Genomic DNA, 20,885 nt, shown 5'->3' with positions numbered 1-20,885 from the left:
TTTGTCAACAACTGAAATCCTCTGCGATATAAATCGCTACTGCGTAAGTCCTAAACATATCAAAACCACTTGCCAATCACACCTATAATACGAGGAAAGGAAGTCCATGAAAGGTTGGAAAATCTTTGTTATCTTTACCTGTTTGCTGATGCCTGTTTTCGGAAGTTATCAAAGTGCTAATGCCCAAGAAAATCTCGCACAACAGGCGTATGCGATCTTTGAACAAAACTGTCTCAACTGCCACGGCGAACATGGAGCGTTTACTGAGGAGATCATCATTGACCACACGGCACTCATTGAAACTGGAGCAGTTGTCCCAGGGAAACCGATTGAATCCGAGCTCTATAAACGGCTCCTCACAGAGGATGAAGCAAAACGGATGCCGCTGGGTCAACCCGGACTTCCTGCCGCCGCGATTGTAACGATTGGTAACTGGATTCAAGCAGGGGCACCCGATTGGCAGACGCCAGAACGGGATACTGACTTTATCACACCCACGGAAATGCTTGAAACGATTGAGAAGCACCTCAACGCACTGCCCCCCTTTGACCGCACCTTCACACGCTATTTTACACTAACGCCTCTTTATAACGCCGGTGAAAGTCCAGAGGCACTCCACGCCTATCAACGCGCCCTCTCTAAGCTCGTGAATAGTCTCTCTTGGGGACGCGAGGTCATCAGACCACAACCCATTGACCCAGAGGAAACAATCTTCTACATTGATCTCCGAGATTATGAATGGGAGATCGGAACTAACCGATGGACGCTGATTGAACAGATATATCCGTATAGCATTGCGTTCGATGCACCAACACAAACGGGGCTCCGCGAAAAACTGATGGATCTCCGCGAAGCAATGAATTGCGGGGTGCCGTTTGTGGATGTAGATTGGTTCATCGCGACAGCCGCCTTGCCACCCCTCTACCACGACATCTTGGGTATCCCCCAAACCGATCGGGAGTTAGAGGCGCGCCTTGAGGTGAACGTTGTCGAAAATCTTCGGAACGCCGCGGGGAGACGCGTCTGGCGTGCGGGTTTCAATAATTCCGGCGTATCGAATCACAATCGCGTCGTTGAACGTCATACCTCTCGGTATGGCGCGTATTGGAAAAGTTACGACTTCGCTGGAAGCGTCGGGACACAGAATGTCTTTACACATCCGCTCTCCTTCACGCACGATGGGGGTGAGATCATCTTCAACCTTCCCAACGGTTTGCAGGCATATCTGTTGGTAGACGCTGGCGGCAATCGACTGAATGAAGCCCCGATCCAGATCGTCCGAAATCTGGCTGCGAGCGATCCAACCGTCCGCAACGGACTCTCATGTATCGGGTGCCACACCGAAGGGATGAAGGTATTTGAAGATCAGGTGCGGGGTGTTGTTGAACAGAATGCAAATCCCCCCTTTAACAAAGATCGAGTGTTACGACTCTATGCAGAGAAGGCAGAGATGGACGAGTTCTTAGAAGAGGATACCGCTCGTTACCGGCAGGCGCTCGAAAAAACAGGTGATGTCTTCGGTGGCGTTGAGTCCGTTCAACGGTTCCACGAGGCGTTTCAAAGACCGCTTGATGCAGCACATGCGGCCGCCTCGGTAGGGTTAAAAACGACAGATCTACTCCAAAGGGTTCGTGAGAATGCGAGTCTAAAAAACTTAGGTTTGGGAGTGCTAACGGGTGCTAACGGGGGTGTGAAAAGGGATACCTGGACATCGAATTTCGGTGAAATCGTTGCGACGCTGAGTTCTCCTGACAGCACTATCGTTAAGCCTGTTGTTCCGAGAACAGAGCGCATCCCTGGAGAAGCCGTTCATATCCCTGATGCAAACCTTCGCGCTGCAATCGCAGAAACACTCAGCAAAACACCCGGCACTGCAATTACTGTAGAGGAAATGGCAACGTTGATGCACCTTGATATAGATGGAATGGATATTCAGGATTTGGAGGGGCTTCAGTTTGCAGTAAATCTGCAAAGCCTCAATCTGCGCGGGAATCCACTTTCCGATCTATCGCCTCTATCCGGCTTAACAGCACTGAAAGAAGTGAGATTTTCCGGGGAATCCCTGTCCGATTTATCGCCCTTGACAGGTTTGACTAATTTAGAAGTCGTCAGATTTTGGAAAACTTCCATTTCAGACCTTTCGCCCTTGGCAAAGTTAACAAAACTCAGATGGCTACAGTTTGAAAGCAGCCCTATATCTGATTTATCGCCACTCGTAGGACTTACGGGTTTGGAGACGCTGCGAACTTACCGTTCCAGGGATCTTGACCTCTCGCCATTAAAAGGCTTAACTAATTTGGTAAACTTGACCGTTGCGGGCAGTGGCGTATCGGACCTCTCACCCCTATCAGGATTGATTCATTTAGAAATGCTCAATTTAGAGGCCAATCGTCGCATATCAAACATTTCGTCTTTGGCATCTTTGAAAAACCTTAAAGAATTACGTCTCGACACGAATAATGTATCGGACGTATCGCCGCTCGCAGCTTTGGACACCTTAGAGGTGCTGCGACTTGAGCGCAACAATATAGCAGACATATCACCTCTGGATGGGTTACGTGAGAATACGAAAATTTATTGGTTCAGCAATCCAGGTTTTCCTCAAGGCGGTCCCAAAATAGAGGGACCTTGGTTATGGGTGTTGGTGCAGGGAGACGGTTATCAGGATGGCATAGATTTGCTCTCACAAGCGAGTGGCGGTGCTGTAACGGAACTGGCAATCGCGACACACGGTGCAAAAGAGGGAAGTGCTGTAGGAGAAAGTGTATGGACATCACACAAAATCGCCCCTGAAGGAGAAGGGAACATCGGTATGATGTTAAAAACGATCGGTATTGAGAGAAGTTATTTTCACAATACGATTTATGGTTGCATCATCCTAAATTCACCCCGTGAACAGAAGACAACACTATTTACTGGATCAACTGACGACGGCCATCGAGTTTGGTTAAATGGTAAGTTAATTCATGAAAAAATTGATTGGTGGGCGTGGGGTTACGATTACCAATACGTCATCCCTGTCACGCTGAAGCAAGGGACGAATGTCCTGTTAGTCGCGAGCCCAAATGAAGGCGATGGTGAGGCGTGGAAGTGGTGGTCTGTTTTTTTCGGGTTTGCCCCTGAAGCAGAATATACGATAGTATCTCCTGGAACCGGTTTCACGTTTTCAACGGACACTACGAGTGTTCGCGTCGGGGATACTTTTACCGTCCACATCAATGCTGAAAAGGTCACAGATTTATCTGGATGGCAGTTCGATCTCACATTTGACCCTAATGTACTTGAAGCGATTAAAGTGAACGAGGGTGGGTTTCTCAAAAGGGGCGGTGGAACGACCTTCTTTCAGCGGGGCACGATTGATAACGCTGGAGGTAAAATTAAGGGGTTAAGTTCGGCACTGATTTCCAAAAACGGAGGCACCGGTGCAGGTACACTGCTGTCAGTAGTATTCTCTGCAAAGGCAGAAGGCAACAGCCAAATGGGACTGCGTAACTTCCAATTCGGATCTACCACAGGTGAAGTTATTCCTGCTGGCGTGCGTGAGCTTACTATTACTGTAACGTCCGGACCGACTTGGGATGTGAATGCCGATGGACAAGTAAGTATTTTGGATCTGATCCTTGTGGCACAGCATTTAGGTCAAACAGCATCTGCTACCTCTAAAGTTGACGTAAACCGGGACGGCGTCGTCAGCATCTTAGACTTAATTCTCGTGGCACAGCACATGGGTGAATCAACGGGTCCAGCTTCGCCTTCGATGCTTGCTATGGATAGCATAGACCGGTTGAATCCTGCGATGATACAAGCGTGGATAGAGCGTGCGCAAGTTGAAGATGATGGCTCTGTCGCCTTCCGAGGGGGCATTGCTTACCTCCAAAGCCTCCTGACACTCCTTGTTCCTAAAGAGACCGCACTGCTTCCAAACTACCCAAATCCGTTCAATCCAGAGACGTGGATACCGTATCAACTCTCCGAACCTGCGGAGGTTACCTTGCGTATCTATTCAGTAAATGGTATCTTGGTTCGGACCTTGGCATTGGGACATACACCCGCTGGGATTTATCAAAGTCGCAGCCGTGCGGCGTATTGGGATGGCAGAAATGACGTAGGTGAATCCGTTGCGAGCGGCATCTATTTCTATACATTGTCCACGGAGTCCACACGCGACTCCGTTACCGCAGGCGATTTCACCGCAACGCGTAAACTGCTGATACGGAAATAGGATGAGATTAGCCAAGTGGGTCGCATGCCACCTTGAAAATTTCTTGCGTTTCAAGGCGGTTTGTGCTATCCTATAAAACATGACAACTGATTCTCAAGAAGAAAAGCACCGCGTTTACATTGACGCGACGATTCCGAGTTATTCGGATAAAAAAAACCGAAAAGCCTGATGCCTAAGTTTCACTTGACACCGTGCTACATCCTATCCCGGGGGCTCCATTTGACGACATAGTTAGATGGTATCTCCCTCACGAACATGGACGAGGCACGATCCCGATCCCCGAAACGATACACCACAGAACTGAGATACAGCTGCGCTTGCGCACGAGTCATACCGACATAGAAAAGACGACGCTCCTCTTCCAATTCTGTCTCCGTGGTATTCTGCCGCCACATCGGAAAACTCCCCTCCTCCATACCGATGATGAAAACGACCGGAAATTCTGTCCCTTTCGCGGCATGCAAGGTCATTAACGTCAACTGCTCCGTTTTATTGTCGAGTTCGTCAATATTGGTGAGGAGTTTCTGATAGTCCAGAAAGTTGATAAGTCCATGTTCATCACTAATCAACTCGAAGTGAAGGACTGCGTTCATGAACTGAATTCGACGGTGTCGCCAGTCAGCATCTTCCGGGAACTCACGGACGGTGGCACCCTGTAACGTTTCCATAAATTCTCTCGCGTGTGCCGCTTCTGTGGGGTCAAGCGGTAGATTCTCCAGGGGTCCGATGTTGTGTGTCTGGACGAAGCGTTTCGCGACATTTAAGAATGTATCCGTCTCCGTTAAGGTTTCCTCTGAGCGAGCGACATCTTCCGTTTTCGCAAGGATACCGAGCCCAACAAAAGGTAGCAATTCAGGAAGGGATTTCGCCTCGCGTTTATGAGCGTCGATTCTGATGAGTTCTTTAAATATCTCTCGATTGACTCTGACATCCTCCATGGCACTGTGTAAACGCCCGTGTTGAATCTCAAATTTTTCAGCAAGCGCACTCATGCTACAGCGTTGGCGCGGGAAAAGCCGGCGCGCTGTAGCGAGCGTATCGTAATGCGGGGCGGATAAATCCCTTTTCAAATACCTTCTCAGGTCTCGGGCAAGGATGGGATTGTCATATTCCGCTACATTGTGTCCGATCAGAATCCTATTCTGGATAAACCCAAGGAATTCGGGTAACACCATTTCGATGCCCGGTGAGGTCTTGACGGTCTCTGTATCAACCCCATGGATGCGCGTCGCAGACTGCGGAATGTGTCCCCCTGGTGGTCTGACCAAGCGATAATACCGCTCCACTTCATCTCCGATTGCGCTGAGACGGTGCGCAGCGATCTCAACGATTTCTGCCGTTTTCGGATTGAGCCCAGTCGTTTCCAAGTCGTAAACGACCATATCTGTCATGTTTGGGGTTTCAAAACGGTTGACAAGCCGTTGGCAGAGTTTGAGTGCTGTAATGCTATGAATCCCTTCTTCTTCCAGACGAAGCACATCTGGGTTTGCTACGTCCGCTGTGCCGATGAGGAGTGTCCGTGCATCCCGCGCACTTTCTCCAATTTCCTCGAAATTTCCGATAAGCAGGTGTACTCCGTTTTCGTTCGATTTCGGGCTGTTTCCCTCAGGCGGCAACAAGTGGAGTTGCGGGGTGTGATTGAGGTAGGTTTCAAGCGTCTGGTAGATAATGTGCGCCGCACAATACTCGTCAATCCCATGGCTGGCGGTAATCTGGACCGGCTCGCCCAGCGTCAGTGCGCTGTAGAGAACATCCTGGGCAGTTACCAGATTCGGCAGCTCAGTTTGTTTTTCGATGACCTCCAGTTCTTCAGCGCGATACGGCGTCCGAGAGCGTTCCAAAGTATCAAAAAGTTTCAGGATAATTTGATCGACCCGCTCGCCTTCAATCTCGATGGAGAGCCTCTCAAGTTGGGTCCAGAATTCACGGACATTGCGGCGTGTTAAGGGACCGACATCCTCTGGATATGCTTCGATGTTTTTCAAAAGCTCGACAAAAGCGACATCTTCACGTTGCGCGAGCCACCTCAAGCGCACCCATGTTAAGTCGTCGATACAGGTTTCAGGAAAATTGATTGCGGCTTCCAAATCTTGCGGGAGTTGCCACTGGATGAAACGGAGATATGCCAGGATACCTTTGCTATTCCCTTCCGCGAGGGAATGCGTCGGTTGAATGCGCTGGAATGGGATATGTTCCCGTAGCAACTGTTCTTCCAAAACGTTCGCGAGCCTGTGTGTGCGGTAAAAAATAGCAATATCGCGATAGGAATAGTTGCGTTGCGTTACCAAGTTCTGGATGACCTTAATGAGGTTGCATGCTTCCCCCATAGGTGTGTCAAAGGTATAGTGAAAGATGTCGCGCCCTGCGTCTTTGTGGGTTCTGAGCGTGTGCTGTTTCTGTCGTTCTATGTTTCTGGAGATGACCTCTTCTGCGGCACGCAAAATCTTCTCGCTACACCGATAGTGGTCATCCAGAGCGAATTCTTTCGGATGGTAATCGGATTTGAAGTCCTGAATATATGCTGGATTCGAGCCGCGCCAACTATAGATCGCCTGATCTTCATCAGCGACGACCATGAGGTTGTGTTCGGGCGGCGCGCAGAGGAGTCGGAGTAGGTGATACTGCACCCTGTTCACATCGTGGAATTCGTCAACGAGAATATGGGCAATTGTTTGATGATAGTCTTGCTGGACATCTGGGACCTGTTCAAACAATTCGACGGTTTTCACAAGGAGATCGTCGAAATCGAGGGCATCGTATTCCGTAAGTTTGTCTTGATAGCCGCGCAGGACGCTTCGGAGGTTTTCGACGGTTTCTGCGTCATGAATCTCCGTGGTACCTACTGCGTCAACGGGATTCTGTGATTTACATTTCGCATCGCTCAGGATATTACGCAGCAACCATGGCGGATAGTCGTCGGCGTTGAGGTTCAACGCACGAACGCTTTCTGTTAATATCTCATCTTGGAGTTCCTGATCGAAGATGGTGAAGTTTTCGCTTAATCCGATCCGCAGGGCGTGCTTTCGGAGCACTGCAACGCAAAAGGCGTGGAAGGTGCTCACCTTAATGTTGGAACCGTGCGGCTCGCCGATCTCGGTGTTGACGCGTTCCTGCATCTCTTGCGCGGCTTTGTTGGTAAAGGTGATCGCAAGGATGTTCTCCGCTTTGATGCCGTGTTCGCGAATCAGATACGCGATACGGTGGGTGATGACTCTTGTTTTCCCTGTGCCGGGACCTGCAATAACGAGGAATGGACCATTTTTGTGTGTTACGGCTTCTCTCTGTTTTTCATTTAATTCATGAAGAATGTTCATCGGATTTCCCTCCGTCCATTCTATCGGAAATTTTTGTGTTTTTTAGTGTCAGTGTGATATAATATTTATGTGGAAATATAGGGTTCCCGCTATGAATTCCACTATGGTTATTATACCTGATTTGACGCGAAAAAGCAAGGTATTTTCAGCATAAATTAGGGCTATTTTAGGTGTTAAAGAACCGATGTAACGGCACTCCGTGCGTGCCGTTAATATTTTGTGTATAACGATATAAGGCATGTAGTGATGCTTTAGCAGGACTTACGCAGTAATCACGCCTGCTGGGAAAACGTTCCCTGACGAATTGTGTGGGTACTAACTTTAAAATATAATGACACACAGTGTGTCTACTGCTTTGAAGGATAACACTTAAAAATCCCAATGCTTTAGACGAATCAACGGTATGAATGCCTTATGGCATTTCCCGGGGTCCAACCCGCGTTATTCGTGCTTTTTTCGTCAAAAAAGTCTTGACGAACGAGGGTAAAATGTGGTATAATTATATCAGCATCGTGGATAGCATTCTTACCCCAATCAAACCCTGATTGGGTGCTATCCCGCAATCGTAAGAAGGTGTGTGGTGCTGGTGCGAAATCACTCTAAACATTAGGGAATGTGAGAAAACTTTTATCGGTTGATCGTTTTTCAACCTCCCTTGCATTCCCGCCAAAACCGCTCGCGGTAGGGCATACCGAGAGTCTAAACGCTTGTGGAGTCCGTGTAATTCCTCATTTTGAGGGTGTGGACGACGAAGCAAGAATCGCATTGCTTTAGCTATGGGAGTGTCAAATATATGAACGTGTTGAAGAATGCAACCTTTTTAGGGATCGCAATCTTTTTAATTTATACTTGTGGCTGTGAGAAGATTCAGGATATGCGACCTCCCGATCAACCGGAGATGATGGATTCTGCTTCGATTCGGGTGAGCGTTGTGTATCCGGGAGAATGTCTCGGCGATTCTTCTTACTGTGATGTGCTTTTTAACGGTGCACAGAAAGCAAAAACGGAACTCGGTATTGATATAACCGAAATGGAAAGCAGTGCCGAAACGTGGGATATGCGTTTACAGGAAGCCGCTCAGACCTCGGGTTTAGTTATCACTTCAGGCTACCAGATGGCGGCTCCCATCTCACGCGTGGCGCCGGGATTCCCAGAGGTGATATTCGTCATTTTTGATGCCGCAGTGGAGCTCCCCAATGTCGTCTCTTTCACACACAGAGTGAACGAAGGCACGTTTCTGCTTGGAGCGATCGCCGGGCTAAAAACGGAGACTGGAAAGGTTGGCTACCTCGGTGGGGCGGATGTCCCGTTGATACACGAATTTGAAGCCGGCTACGTCGCTGGGGTCAAAGCCGTGAACCCAGACGCAGAGATCGTCAGAGGTTATGTCGCTGATAACGAACAGGGGTTCTACCAACCTGAGGTCGGCGGAACAATCGCCTTAACGCAATATGGGCTCGGTGTTGATGTCATCTACACGATGGCAGATCAGTCGGGGTTCGGCGCGATTGAAGCCGCGAAACTCGCAGAGGGCAGATATGTGATATGGAACTACATTGATATTACAGATCTCGCGCCTGGGGTCGTCCTATCAGGGCTTCGTGTCGGGATCGACGACTCTGTATATAACGTTATCCAAGCGTTCGCTGCTGGCGATTTAATGGCAGGAGTTCGCTCTCTCGGTCTCGCTGAGGGCAATGTCGGTTATCTGCTCGGTGAAGGCAACAAGGATCTGCTTTCTGAGGAACTCCTCGAAAAAGTCGAGGCACTGAAAGCCGGCATCATCGCTGGTGAGATTACGGTACCGACGATGCCGTAACCTTAAGATACATAGGATTTATGGATTTCCCCTTAAAGTCCCCCTGATAAGGGGGATTTAGGGGGTTAATTCACGGCTTGGTATCGGTATTGATGGGCGGTTCATCGTTGTTCAAGAACCGTTCAATCGTGTTTATCGTTGCCGGGCTTGTGCGGAAATCGGCAACCCACGGTTCACGGAAATATGCCTGCTTGTCACGCGGGAGCGCGGAGATTACTTCGGGAGGCGTCTTCAACCGATGCCAGTGGGTCGCGAGATGGGCATAGGCGTTTAGCACTGCGACGCGCGGTGCCTCTCTTTGCCACACAGGCCCCGCATGACATAGGTTCTCGGTAAAGAAGATCGCACTGCCTGCTGGACAGTCATACGACATCAGGAACGGACTCCGTTTCCCTGCCTCTAATGACATGTGATCTGCATGCATCGGGAAGTTAGACTTATGACTGCCCGCGATGAAGTGTGTCGCACCGTCCTTTTGGGTGACATCTGTGAGTTCAAAGACGACGCGCACCATGCCTGCGTGAATCCGTCCATTATTGAAGCGGTACCCGAAAATAGGATCGCCTTGTTGCGGTCCACCACCGTGGAGCCCGCCGTGTTCCTGTCCCTTTTCACGCCAGACGGAGGAACAGTTCTCTAATCGAACGTCAGGTCCGATGATTTCGTGCAAGACATCGAGCACTTTGGGATGGTCGATCAGGACACTCGCAGGACCACCTGGGACAGCACGGTGTTCTGGTGATAGGGATTCTGGATCGTGATGTATCCGTTCAATCTGCTCAACGATTGCATCTACTTCGTCGCGTTCAAGAATCGCGGGACGGACGAGAAATCCGCTCAAGTCGAATCGAAATTTTTCTTCGTCGGTCATCGGTTTTGTGTCTCCTTTCATTTTACGGCGTTAGCGTTTTATTTTTTTCTGTGAAATGCCTGAACAGCGTCAACGAGTTTATCCGCACCGAACCGCACGACATCCGTTGCAGGTAATCCTGTCTCTGCCTCCGCTTGACGAACTGCCTCATGTGCTTCAGCGTCAGATAAATCAAAACAATTCAGTGCCAATCCGATCACTTTGGCGGGCTTTATCGGTGCCGCCATTGCTTCATACTGTGCTATCATCTCAGGAACCGAGGGCAACGGCACTGTATACCGAGCAACCGTATCCCGCGAGGGTTGATGACAGAATATCATCGCATCGGGGAGGCTCCCGTGGAGCAGGCTTAACGTTACACCGGAATATCCCGGATGAACGAGTGAACCCTGTCCTTCAACGATAAGCAGTGAGTGATCTTTCGCACCCTCAAGCACAATCTGCTCGGCTGCGCCGGCGGTGAAATCAGAGACAACGGCATCGATCGCAATACCCCAGCCCCATACCATGATCCCGTTTTGACCGGTTGGACAGAATTCGGCATCCAAACCGCGCCCGCGTGCCGCACGTGTAACCTCTATGCCGGATAGCATTTTACCGACGCGGCAATCTGAACCCACAGTGAGAATCACTGTAGCATCGACAGCATCGGCTTTACACGTCGCGACGGGTAAGTTGGCAGGGGGTTTCCGAGCATCCCATAACACGACATCGTGTGCTGCGGCGAGTTCTACAAGTTCTGGGTCCTCACTTAGGAATTGGTGCAAGCCACTCATGACGTGGAGTCGATTGTGTATTGCTTCGCGAAGGATTGCGCGCCAAGCATGAGGGAGTTCACCGCCGGGTGGCGCGATACCGATCGCCAGCAGTGTCGGCTCAAATTGCATCGCCTCGGCGAGATCCCGGACAATCGGTATACCTTCTCCGATCTCGATAATTTCGCTGGTATCTCGTCCCGCGTTTTCACTGTCGATAACTGCGACGACGTTCTCAGAAAGATAGCGGACTAAGACCGTAGCGGTTTTCGATTCGAGGATGCCGAACGAACCCTCAGCAAGAATCGCGATTCTCTGTGATTTCGGTTGTAATTGCTTTAGCATTTTTTTATCCGTCGTTTCGGGTATGAAAGGAATACTTAAAAATTAGCACAAATCGAAATCAATTTCAAAACTAATAATCAAAAACTGCCAACTTCTAAAGAAATTGACGGAGATACCTACCACCGAGCGCGAAGCCGTCTAACCCCGGGGCACCGCGATCCTCGTTCTCTACACAGAGCACATAGTCGTAACCCGATTCCTGCAACGCACCGGTAATCGTTCCCCAATTCAATTGCCCGCGTCCCGGCACACGGTATTGCCACCACCAGTTCCCGATGATGCCTTGTCGGAACTTCATCTGCGGACTGATTTCACAGTCCTTCACGTCGGCGTAATACCACTTGCCGTTGAACATGCGGATTGCGTCCTCGGCGGGTAGGATACCCATCCAGAGCCAATGCGACGGGTCGCAGGAGAGTCCGAGCGAATCTGAAGGAATCGCGTCGAGAATCCGTTCCCACATTTCAGGATTACAGGCGATGTTGCCCATACGGACGGCGCAATCCAGCGCGAGCTGCACACCTTTATCTTCGGCGAAGCGGACGACCGGTGTCCACATCTCTTTAAATCGTCCGACGAGTTCAACCGACCTGTCGCCAGGGTTACCCGGTTCCGAAGAGAACTGTCCATAGAAATGCCAACTCACGGGACTGCCGGCGTAGGTCACGACCACGGGGGCACCAAGGATGTGTGTGGCTTCGATTGCCTGCATCAGGGCATCGCGCGCCTTCTCCCGTGTTTCTCGATCGTCGGCAAGCAGGTTACAATGCGCTGTGAGGGCTGCGAGGTAGATGCCGTGGGTATCCAAAATTTCCTTGACCGCTTCGCCACCAGATTGTATAATGTCGCTCGGTTCGACAACGCCGGTGGCGTTCGGGCGAATGGCGTCAAATCCGTTGGCTTTTGCCCATGCTGCACATTCCGCAAGGCTCCAACCGCCGTTGCCCGCGCTCGTGCTGAAACTTAGATCCATAGTCTTTTCCTTTTTTATTCGGGGACATAATGCAAATTCTATGTGAAGGCAATATTACTGAAAAACTGTTTACACTCTATAATCAATTGCTCGCGCAACACGGGAACCGTAAATGGTGGCCCGCAGACACTCCGTTTGAAGTGGCACTCGGTGCGATTCTAACACAAGCGACTTCATGGCGCAACGTCGAAAAAGCGATGGACAATCTCAAAGATGTCGGGGCTTTTACGCCTGAGGAGATAGCATCTATCAGCCAATCCGCGTTGGAGCAACTCATCCGACCCTCACGCTATTTTCGGATGAAGGCGCAAAAAGTGCGGGCATTGGTCGACCATATCGCAGATCGTCCCATGCACGTGATGTTTACGCAAGATGTCCCTGAGTTGCGGGAAGAACTGCTCTCCATCTACGGTGTCGGTCCCGAAACGGCGGATACAATAATTCTCTACGCTGCTGGTAAACCGAGTTTTGTGGTTGATTCCTATACCTATAGACTCTTTTCGCGGTTGGGATGGGTTACAGGGAGATATAACTATGACAAACTTCGTGCCCTGTTTATGGATAACCTTCCGCACGATGTTGACCTATTCAACGAATACCATGCGCTGATTGTGAGTCACGGTGCCAGAATCTGCCACAAGAAAACACCGAATTGTCAGGAGTGTCGTTTACAGACCTCGTGTGCATATTACCGGTCGTCTGGATAAGGATATGAGGCGAGTACCGAGTAAAACACCGAGGGAGAGCAGTTTGGGATTCCAATAAAGTAGATTCGCGGAAGTTTGAAAATGGAAACGTAGGTTGGGTTGAAACGAAGTTGAAACCCAACTTCATAACTGAAGTTTTTCAAAGAAATCTGCTTCTTTCAAAATTGGGATATCCAGTTCTACGGCTTTGGTGTATTTGCTGCCGGCACCTTCCCCAGCGATGAGGTAATCCGTCTTACGGGTTACGCTCGATGTAACCCTACCACCCCGACGCTTAATCTCGTTCGATGCTTCGCCACGCGTCATCCCTTCAAGACTCCCCGTGACAACGAATGTCTTTCCATCAAAGAAGCCATCTGCCACGAGGCTCACTTCCGTGTGGTGAGACGCTGCCGCTACCGTGAAACAGTGCAAGCCTGCCGCTCGTAGTTTATCCAGCAACGGCTGATTCTGTGAGAAGAATTTGAAAACGCTTTTCGCTATCTGCGGACCGATACCTTTTACCGATTCAATCTCCTCCTGTGTTGCTGCGCTAAGTGCGTCTAAGGATAGGAACTGTTCAATGAGCAGTTCCGCGACAGTCTCACCGACATGAAAAATACCGAGTCCGAAAAGGAGTTTTTCTGCCGGGACCGCCTTGCTCTGTTCAATCCGGCGGACAAGGTTGCCAGCGGACGGGCGACCCATCCGCTCCAGTTTACTTAACGGTTTTACCTCCAGCGCATAAAGATCGGCAACATCGCGAACCAGTTCTGTATCCACCAGTTGGTCAATAGTAGCAGGACCGAGACCTTCGATCTGGAGGGCGTTACGTGAAGCAAAATGCGCAATTCGGCGTTTCAGTTGTGCGACACATGCCACATTCACACACCGAACCGCAACTTCTTCCCCCGTGCGTTGGACGCGGGTATTGCATACCGGACACCGAACCGGAAATTCAAAAGGATCTGCGCGATCTGTTTGGTCGGCTGTTAGGACCTCAACAACTTTGGGGATAACATCTCCTGCACGCTCAAGCACAATCCGATCGCCGATACGAATGTCTTTCGTTTGGATCTCTTGCGCGTTGTGTAAGGTGGCGTTTGTAATTGTCGCGCCAGCAAGGATTACGGGTTTTAAGATCGCCACCGGTGTTAGGACACCCGTGCGTCCAACCTGCACATCTATCTCTTCGATGGTCGTGATGGCTTGCTGCGCGTTGAATTTATAGGCGACTGCCCACCGCGGGTATTTGGAGGTTGTCCCAAGTTCACGCTGTTGGGAGAAATTGTTAACCTTTACAACGATTCCATCGGTCTCGTAAGGGAGTTCATGGCGTGCTTCTACCCAGCGTTCGTAGTAGTCTTGAACGGCTTCAATCGATTTATGGGGGGTGGTGTGTGGATTACATTTGAGTCCCCAAGCCTTCATATTTTCGAGGGACTCTATATGGGTCGGGAATTCGGTTCCCTCGGCGTAATTGAGGGTATACACGAAAATATCTAACGGACGGGATGCCGTAATGGAAGCGTCTAACAGTCTCAGGGAACCGGCGGCGGCGTTCCGAGGGTTCGCAAACGGCAATTCGCCTTCTACTTCCCGTTGGGCGTTAATCTCATCGAGACAATTTTTCGGCAGGAAGACTTCACCGCGGACTTCTAACACCGGTGGCACGGCTATTTCCGTTTCAACAGGTATCCGCAATGGCACAGAACGGATGGTTCGTAAGTTATCAGTTACGTCTTCGCCGTATTCGCCATCTCCGCGTGTGAGCCCTTGTGTGAATACGCCGTTCTCGTAGATGAGTGAAATCCCTAACCCATCGATTTTGAGTTCTGTGACGTATTCGACAGGTGCCCCTTCTAACAACCTGTCGATGCGTTCAGCGAATTCCCGCAGCTCGTTTTCATCGTAACTGTTATTCAGACTCAGCATAGGGTTACGGTGTTGCAGACGGGTGCCTAATACAGCACCACCCCCAACCCGTTGCGTCGGCGAATCTGGCGGGATAGGAACATCAGTCGCTGCTTCGAGTGCCTCAAGTTCCTTCATGAGCGCGTCGAAATCCGCGTCAGAAATTTCTGGCAGGTTTTCGATGTAGTATTTATGCTCGTGGTAACGTATTAACGCTCTCAGTTCATCGATCTCTGTTCGCATAGCACCATATCCAGTTTTAGAAGGGAGGCTCTGAAAAATTTAACAACCTTGACCGGTCGCAAATACAACTATTTGCGTCACTGCGTATGTGCTGATAAATCACCTGCGATCGTTAATCGTCTCTGACGTGTAAAGGTGCGTGGACGTGTGAACCCTTCGCCTGTCGGTCCCGCGATGGTCATCGCGAGGTAGCCTTCGCCTTCTAATCCGCAAGACGCGTAAGAGGGGGCGTTTATGACTGTAACACTACAGTCTATCGCTTTTGTAAACTGCGTGATGCGTTTGGTGTTATTTGTGTGGAGCACGCCAGTATGTCCACGTCCGCCTTCTGCTCTGACTGCGCCTGTCAATGCCTCATCGAAATCGCGACAACGGACGACGGGAAGAATCGGCATCAGGTATTCGTTCATAACGAACCCATGATCCGCTGAAACTTCAACAACGATCGCGACTGTCTCCGCAGGGGCTGTGATACCCGCTGCGTTTAAGATCGTCAGTGCATCTTTACCGATGTATTCCTTGTTGGATTCCTCTTTTTCCGTGACAACCGCCTCTAATGCCTGAAGTTCGCTTGCACTGAGTAGATGCCCACCGTTCTGCGTTAACTCCCGAACCGTCTCGTTTGCTACGGAATCGATAACAAACAGTGCTTTTTCGCCGATACAGAGCAGGTTGTTGTCAAAACTCGTGCCTGCAATGACATGTTTCGCTGCCTGCTGAATATCCGCTGTTTCATCAACAATCGCAGGCGGATTGCCAGGTCCAGCAGCGATCGTCTTTTTACCGCTTGAGAGCGCGGTCCGCACGACGGACGCCCCCCCCGTCGCAACGAGCATCGCGATCTCAGGGTGCTCCATGATCTCTTTCGCCGTTCGCAGACTGGCATTCGCAACCGATGTCAGTAAGTTGGGGGGACCCCCTGCGTTGACGATTGCTTCGTTGATGACGTGCATCGTTTCTTCAGTGCAGTCGCGTGCGTTTGGATGCGGACTGAACACGACAGCGTTCCCCGCTGACAGCATTATAATCGCGTGGTTAATCACCGTCGATGTTGGATTGGTGGTAGGGGTAATCGAGTTAATGACACCGAAAGGGACATATTCGATGAGAAGTGTTCCAGAATCACCCGATACCGCCTCGGAGATCAGATCCTCCACTCCCGGTGAGAGTGTTACGGCACCTTCATTCTTCATCACCTTATGTGCCGCATTCCCCATATTTGTGTCTTGGACTGCCAAATCTGCGAGACGTTTCGCGTTGGCAAGTGATACTTCTTTGATCGCTTCAATGATTTCGCGTCTTTTTGCGAACCCAAGTGTGACCAGTGCCGTTTGTGCTGTTTTTGCGGCTGCAATAGCCTCTGCTACTGTTCCAAAAACGCCTGCCCGCGCGGAGGAACTCACCCCCACGGGCGTAACGGGTTGTCTTGCTACTGTTTTGTCTTGTTGAAGTGTCCTTAATACTTGGGAGACAATCTCTTCAATCTGTTTTTCGTCAATTTGTGCCATTCAGCCCTCCAATACCTCGTTGTGCACGGCACCAACGGGAACACGTACTGAAACCGCTAACGGATCCAGACGATAGATATAGAACCTATAGCGGTGCGACGTGCTCTCTGCTAAAGCGGTGTAGGGTTGAGGTCCGAAAGCCATCCCTCACCCTACGAGGTTTCCGATCTATTTGCTACTCTTGGCAGAAGAATTCCCGCCGAGAATGCCTTCCACATCTGAATGTGGGCGAGGGATGACGTGCACCGACACTAATTCGCCGACTGCTTTCGCCGCTTCTGCGCCGGCATCTGTCGCGGCTTGCACCGCACCGACATCTCCGCGGACCAAAACAGTGACGAAACCGCCCCCTACCTGTTCTTTTCCAACCAGTTTGACATTTGCGGCTTTCACCATGGTGTCGGCGGCTTCGACCGCACCGACGAGCCCACGTGTTTCAACCATTCCTAATGCTTCATTGCTCATGTAATTAAGCTCCTTATCTATGAAAAATAGAATGTGAGGCACCGTGCAGCGCACACCGAGGTCTGTTTGCAAAAGGCTATAATCTCGGGACGTGCAGCGTCCCCTTAATCAAATATGCTCCTTAATAATGATACTACAAAATCCGCATTTCTGCAAGTCAAATTTTTGATAGAATCAGAATACACGAGTCGGTTTAATCCTGTCTGTTTTTCAATTTTCTCTTGACTTTTAATCGGAAATCTGCTAAAATATATTTAAAGTATTGACGCGAGTCGATCAGAACTTTTTTAAACGGAATCTGAAGCACTGCATTGTCCTGTCCCGTGAAGGGTGGTTGCGTGGGTGCGGACGCATTAAATTTCGGAGAAACTTGAGACGAAAAATTCTACTAAATAGTCAACGAAGGAGAAATCATTTTGAACAAGATTTTGGAGGCGAAGCAGGCAGCCGCGGTCCGAAAAATTCTGTCTGGTGTGCCAGAAGCCTCAACGTATGCCCCAGTAACGGATTCCTTAAACAGAGCGGCAGAGTTGGGTGAAGATCAGATTACAGCCGTGCTTACCAGTTTTAGCTCGATGCCACAATCGACAACCGTTTTCGCGAATCCGGCGCTGCACAAAGTTGCGGTTGACTGTGCTGGCACCCAGATAACATTGAACATTCGCAGTTTTGCTATTCGGGGGATTGTCTCTGAAAGTGAGATCGTCGCGGGTCAGATCAGTCCCGCAGGGGTTATCTTTGCCGGACTTTTCGGTAGAAGACCTGAAACGGATGCAACGGGGCTTGATGAAGAGGCACTGCTGTCAGAATTAATAGATAAGAAATTTTATAACTTTACCACGACTCGCAGAGAGAGCCTAACGGGTAAACAACGCCTCATCAATCAGGTCGCAGAATTTGTTAAAGCCTTCCCAGAGACAGGTCCCGAAGCTGCCATTCAACATTTCTCAACACTCCGTAAACTCAGTCATCCAAATCAGAAAGGGATTAACAGCACACGGCATCCCGGTGCACTCCTGCTTGAACTGATCGGGACACACATGGAGAATGTCGCCATCGGGACGATTTCTGTGTATATGCGCCATCAACTCCGCGAGAACAACGCACTGCATCCGCAAGTCCTCGCAATGCGTGCTACTGATCTCATCTCCGATCACCAGAAGCGTGAAAAAACTGCTTTCCAAACCTGCTATAGTCTCCTTTTAGGGCGAGAAGCCAGTGCGGTTGAAGCGAATATCTTGGAACGGATGGGGATCATACAGGCACACCACGGTTCCGCAGGTTCCAACGTCGTCGCACGGTATCTTGCAACCTTGCACACCGGCGCAGTCTCCGACTTTTTTGTCGCATCGCAGATGACGTTAGATGGCGACCGGCACTTCGGGGCGATTCACGACATGACAGCGTTCATTAATCAAATTGAACCGCTTGATACTGAAACCCGAGAGGACGCAATCCAACAACGGATGCTGTCCGCATTGCCGACCTTTGGACACCCCGAAATCGCTGCAGCTGGACGCTCCGATGAAATCCAGCAAGACCCCAGACCTGCTATCTATTTCAATCCTTTCTTAGAAGCCGTTGACAATGGCGACATTCAACTCAACGATCAGCAGAAAAAACGGTTGGGGATTACGCAGCGCATTTACCAACTCGCTTTCGTCGAAGGCTTTGTTCGTCCCGGACGTGAGAACGAACCGCCCCTCCGTTTAACGCCGAATACCGATTTCGGTGGATGGGCAGTCCAAGAAGGATTGGATATCTATGAGAGCGACAGAACCCTATTGACCTACATCTTCCGCGGTTTTGGGTGGATAATGGATGCCCGCGAGCAGCTCCAGTTGCGGATTATCCGTCCCGTTATCCCACCGCACCCAGATGTGATTCCGGGACCGACTGACGATATGACCATTGCAAACGAAGTCGTCGCATTACACAACCGGATGGCAAGCCCGATTGCCTTTTAGTTTTTGGAGAGAATACCCGTGATTGAATTTGAGCAATTAACAGTCCCGACAGAAGGTGAAAGAATCGGGATCGATAATGGACAGCTCGTCGTGCCGAATAAGCCGATTATCCCTGTCATTGAAGGCGATGGCATCGGACGAGACATCATGAAGGTTACGCGCCGGGTTGTGAATGCGGCTGTCCAGACGGCATATAACGGTGAAAACGAGATCGTTTGGTTTGATGTCTACGCCGGCGAAAACGCCATGGCGAAATACAACGAATGGCTCCCGCAGGATACTTTCGACGCAATTGAATACTTTCGTGTTGCCCTGAAGGGACCCCTCACAACGCCTGTCGGAGGTGGATTCCGCAGTCTAAACGTGACGCTCCGTCAGGTCCTCGAACTCTACGCATGTGTCCGTCCCGTCCGCTACTTCCAAGGTGTCCCCGCCCCTGTAACCCATCCCGAAAAGATGAATGTCGTTATCTTCCGTGAAAACACCGAGGATGTTTATGCCGGTATCGAGTGGGAACAAGGCACACCAGAGGTGAAAAAGGTTATCGAACTCCTCCGCACTGAAATGGAGGTAGACATTCGCGAGGATTCTGGGATCGGCGTGAAACCGATCAGCATCTTCGGCACGAAACGCTTGGCACGGATGGCGATCCAGTACGCAATTGACCACGGTAGACGTAGCGTTACCTTTGTTCACAAAGGCAACATCATGAAGTTTACCGAAGGTGCGTTCTGTGCGTGGGGCTACGAACTTGCCAAAGAGGAATTCCCCGAGCAGACGATTACAGAGGATGAACTCTATAGCGATTACGATGGTGAGTGTCCAGAAGGCAAAATTATCGTCAATGACCGAATTGCTGACAGTATGTTGCAGCAGATTTTGACGCGCACCGATGAATACGACGTGATTGTCACCCCGAATTTGAATGGAGATTATCTCTCAGATGCCGCGGCGGCACAGGTCGGTGGTATCGGTATGGCACCCGGTGGTAACCTCAGCGATGAAGTCGCACTGTTTGAGGCGACGCACGGCACTGCCCCGAAATATACCGATCAGGATGTCGTCAATCCAGGGTCCCTGATCCTCTCCGCCGTCATGATGTTGGAGCATCTCGGTTGGCAAGAAGCCGCCGACCTGATTATTTCGGGACTTGAGAAGACCATCCTCCAGAAAAAAGTGACCTACGATCTGGAGCGTCTCATGGAAGGCGCGACGAAGGTCCGCACCTCGGAGTTCGGCGCATCGATTGTCGAAAACTTCCAATAGAAACCCTTTCCATCAGAGAACGGGGTATACATCATGATTACCGAACTCAGCGCGCAAAATTTTAAATCGTGGAAAGATACAGGTAACAGACAGATAGCACCCTTGACAGGATTCTTCGGTGCGAATAGTTCTGGCAAAACGAGTCTTCTGCAAACACTCCTCATGCTAAAGCAGACCGTGGAGCGTCCCCCGGATTGGAACGAAGTGATTGATTTTGGGCATGATAATTCCCTCGTTAATTTGGGAAGTTTTGATGACCTCATCTACGGACACAGACGAGACAATCCACTCCGAATCTCAATATCGTGGAAGTTTTCCGAAAGATTAAACCTGCCGGATGTAGATGAAGCGGATATCCTTTCTTTTGAGCTCGCTATCAATAATGTAGAGAATTCAACTTCTGAACCGAGTTTCAGTTATAGGGTAGATGGACAAAACTTTGACGTAGTGTGGCGCGCTCGAAATATATGTGAGGTTTCCACACCTAGGTAGTGTTTACATTTTCTTAGCAGTTATGAGTATAGTAGCGAAATAGAC

General features: G+C 50.1%; 13 protein-coding genes. 6 read left to right on the top strand and 7 right to left on the bottom strand.

The window, feature by feature from the left end; all coding sequences use genetic code 11:
• Window positions 1-148: 148 nt before the first annotated feature.
• A complete protein-coding gene (locus tag F4X88_04010) occupies window positions 149-4,222 on the top strand; it encodes a hypothetical protein (protein MYA55440.1) in 4,074 nt (1,357 codons plus the stop codon).
• A gap of 194 nt (window positions 4,223-4,416) precedes the next feature.
• Here the strand turns inward: F4X88_04010 and F4X88_04005 are convergent, their stop codons facing one another.
• Window positions 4,417-7,536 carry an AAA family ATPase gene (locus F4X88_04005; GenBank protein MYA55439.1) on the bottom strand — a complete coding sequence of 1,040 codons (3,120 nt, stop codon included), beginning with the start codon at window positions 7,534-7,536 and terminating at the stop codon, window positions 4,417-4,419.
• A 793-nt stretch (window positions 7,537-8,329) separates the two neighbouring features.
• Here F4X88_04005 and F4X88_04000 point away from each other — a divergent pair.
• Complete coding sequence (locus F4X88_04000; GenBank protein MYA55438.1) at window positions 8,330-9,355, top strand: BMP family ABC transporter substrate-binding protein; 1,026 nt, start codon at window positions 8,330-8,332, stop codon at window positions 9,353-9,355.
• A gap of 70 nt (window positions 9,356-9,425) precedes the next feature.
• Here F4X88_04000 and F4X88_03995 read toward each other — a convergent pair whose 3' ends face one another.
• The 3 genes from F4X88_03995 to F4X88_03985 all read right to left on the bottom strand — a co-directional run bounded on the left by F4X88_03995 (window position 9,426) and on the right by F4X88_03985 (window position 12,299).
• Complete coding sequence (locus F4X88_03995) at window positions 9,426-10,226, bottom strand: phytanoyl-CoA dioxygenase family protein (protein MYA55437.1); 801 nt, start codon at window positions 10,224-10,226, stop codon at window positions 9,426-9,428.
• Window positions 10,227-10,264: 38 nt separating this feature from the next.
• Window positions 10,265-11,326 (bottom strand): DUF1611 domain-containing protein, encoded by a 1,062-nt coding sequence (locus F4X88_03990; GenBank protein MYA55436.1) that lies wholly within the window; start codon window positions 11,324-11,326, stop codon window positions 10,265-10,267.
• Between the two features lie 94 nt (window positions 11,327-11,420).
• The gene (locus tag F4X88_03985) at window positions 11,421-12,299 is read right to left on the bottom strand and encodes a sugar phosphate isomerase/epimerase (GenBank protein MYA55435.1); all 879 of its coding nucleotides are present in this window, start codon (window positions 12,297-12,299) and stop codon (window positions 11,421-11,423) included.
• A 29-nt stretch (window positions 12,300-12,328) separates the two neighbouring features.
• Here F4X88_03985 and F4X88_03980 point away from each other — a divergent pair, with 29 nt between their 5' ends.
• The gene (locus F4X88_03980) at window positions 12,329-13,006 is read left to right on the top strand and encodes an endonuclease III domain-containing protein (protein ID MYA55434.1); all 678 of its coding nucleotides are present in this window, start codon (window positions 12,329-12,331) and stop codon (window positions 13,004-13,006) included.
• A gap of 123 nt (window positions 13,007-13,129) precedes the next feature.
• Here F4X88_03980 and ligA read toward each other — a convergent pair whose 3' ends face one another.
• The 3 genes from ligA to F4X88_03965 form a co-directional block, all read right to left on the bottom strand.
• Window positions 13,130-15,142, bottom strand: coding sequence for an NAD-dependent DNA ligase LigA (gene ligA / locus F4X88_03975; protein ID MYA55433.1), 2,013 nt, complete (start codon window positions 15,140-15,142; stop codon window positions 13,130-13,132).
• A 77-nt stretch (window positions 15,143-15,219) separates the two neighbouring features.
• Entirely contained in the window at window positions 15,220-16,650 is a 1,431-nt protein-coding gene (locus F4X88_03970) for an aldehyde dehydrogenase family protein (protein MYA55432.1), read from the bottom strand.
• Between the two features lie 168 nt (window positions 16,651-16,818).
• Window positions 16,819-17,115 (bottom strand): BMC domain-containing protein, encoded by a 297-nt coding sequence (locus tag F4X88_03965; GenBank protein ID MYA55431.1) that lies wholly within the window; start codon window positions 17,113-17,115, stop codon window positions 16,819-16,821.
• 416 nt (window positions 17,116-17,531) lie between these two features.
• Here F4X88_03965 and F4X88_03960 point away from each other — a divergent pair, with 416 nt between their 5' ends.
• The 3 genes from F4X88_03960 to F4X88_03950 are packed head-to-tail and all read left to right on the top strand — an operon-like array spanning window position 17,532 to window position 20,840.
• Window positions 17,532-19,082, top strand: coding sequence for a hypothetical protein (locus tag F4X88_03960; protein ID MYA55430.1), 1,551 nt, complete (start codon window positions 17,532-17,534; stop codon window positions 19,080-19,082).
• Window positions 19,083-19,100: 18 nt separating this feature from the next.
• On the top strand, window positions 19,101-20,348 hold the full coding sequence (icd, locus tag F4X88_03955; protein ID MYA55429.1) for an isocitrate dehydrogenase (NADP(+)): 1,248 nt from the start codon (window positions 19,101-19,103) through the stop codon (window positions 20,346-20,348).
• Window positions 20,349-20,381: 33 nt separating this feature from the next.
• Window positions 20,382-20,840, top strand: coding sequence for an AAA family ATPase (locus tag F4X88_03950; GenBank protein ID MYA55428.1), 459 nt, complete (start codon window positions 20,382-20,384; stop codon window positions 20,838-20,840).
• The last annotated feature ends 45 nt before the right edge of the window (window positions 20,841-20,885 follow it).

The sequence above is a fragment of the Candidatus Poribacteria bacterium genome, assembly GCA_009839745.1.
Classification (GTDB): Bacteria; Poribacteria; WGA-4E; order WGA-4E; family WGA-3G; genus WGA-3G.
The sequence above is the reverse complement of the archived record's forward strand: the minus strand, read 5'-3'. Positions and strand labels throughout refer to the sequence as shown.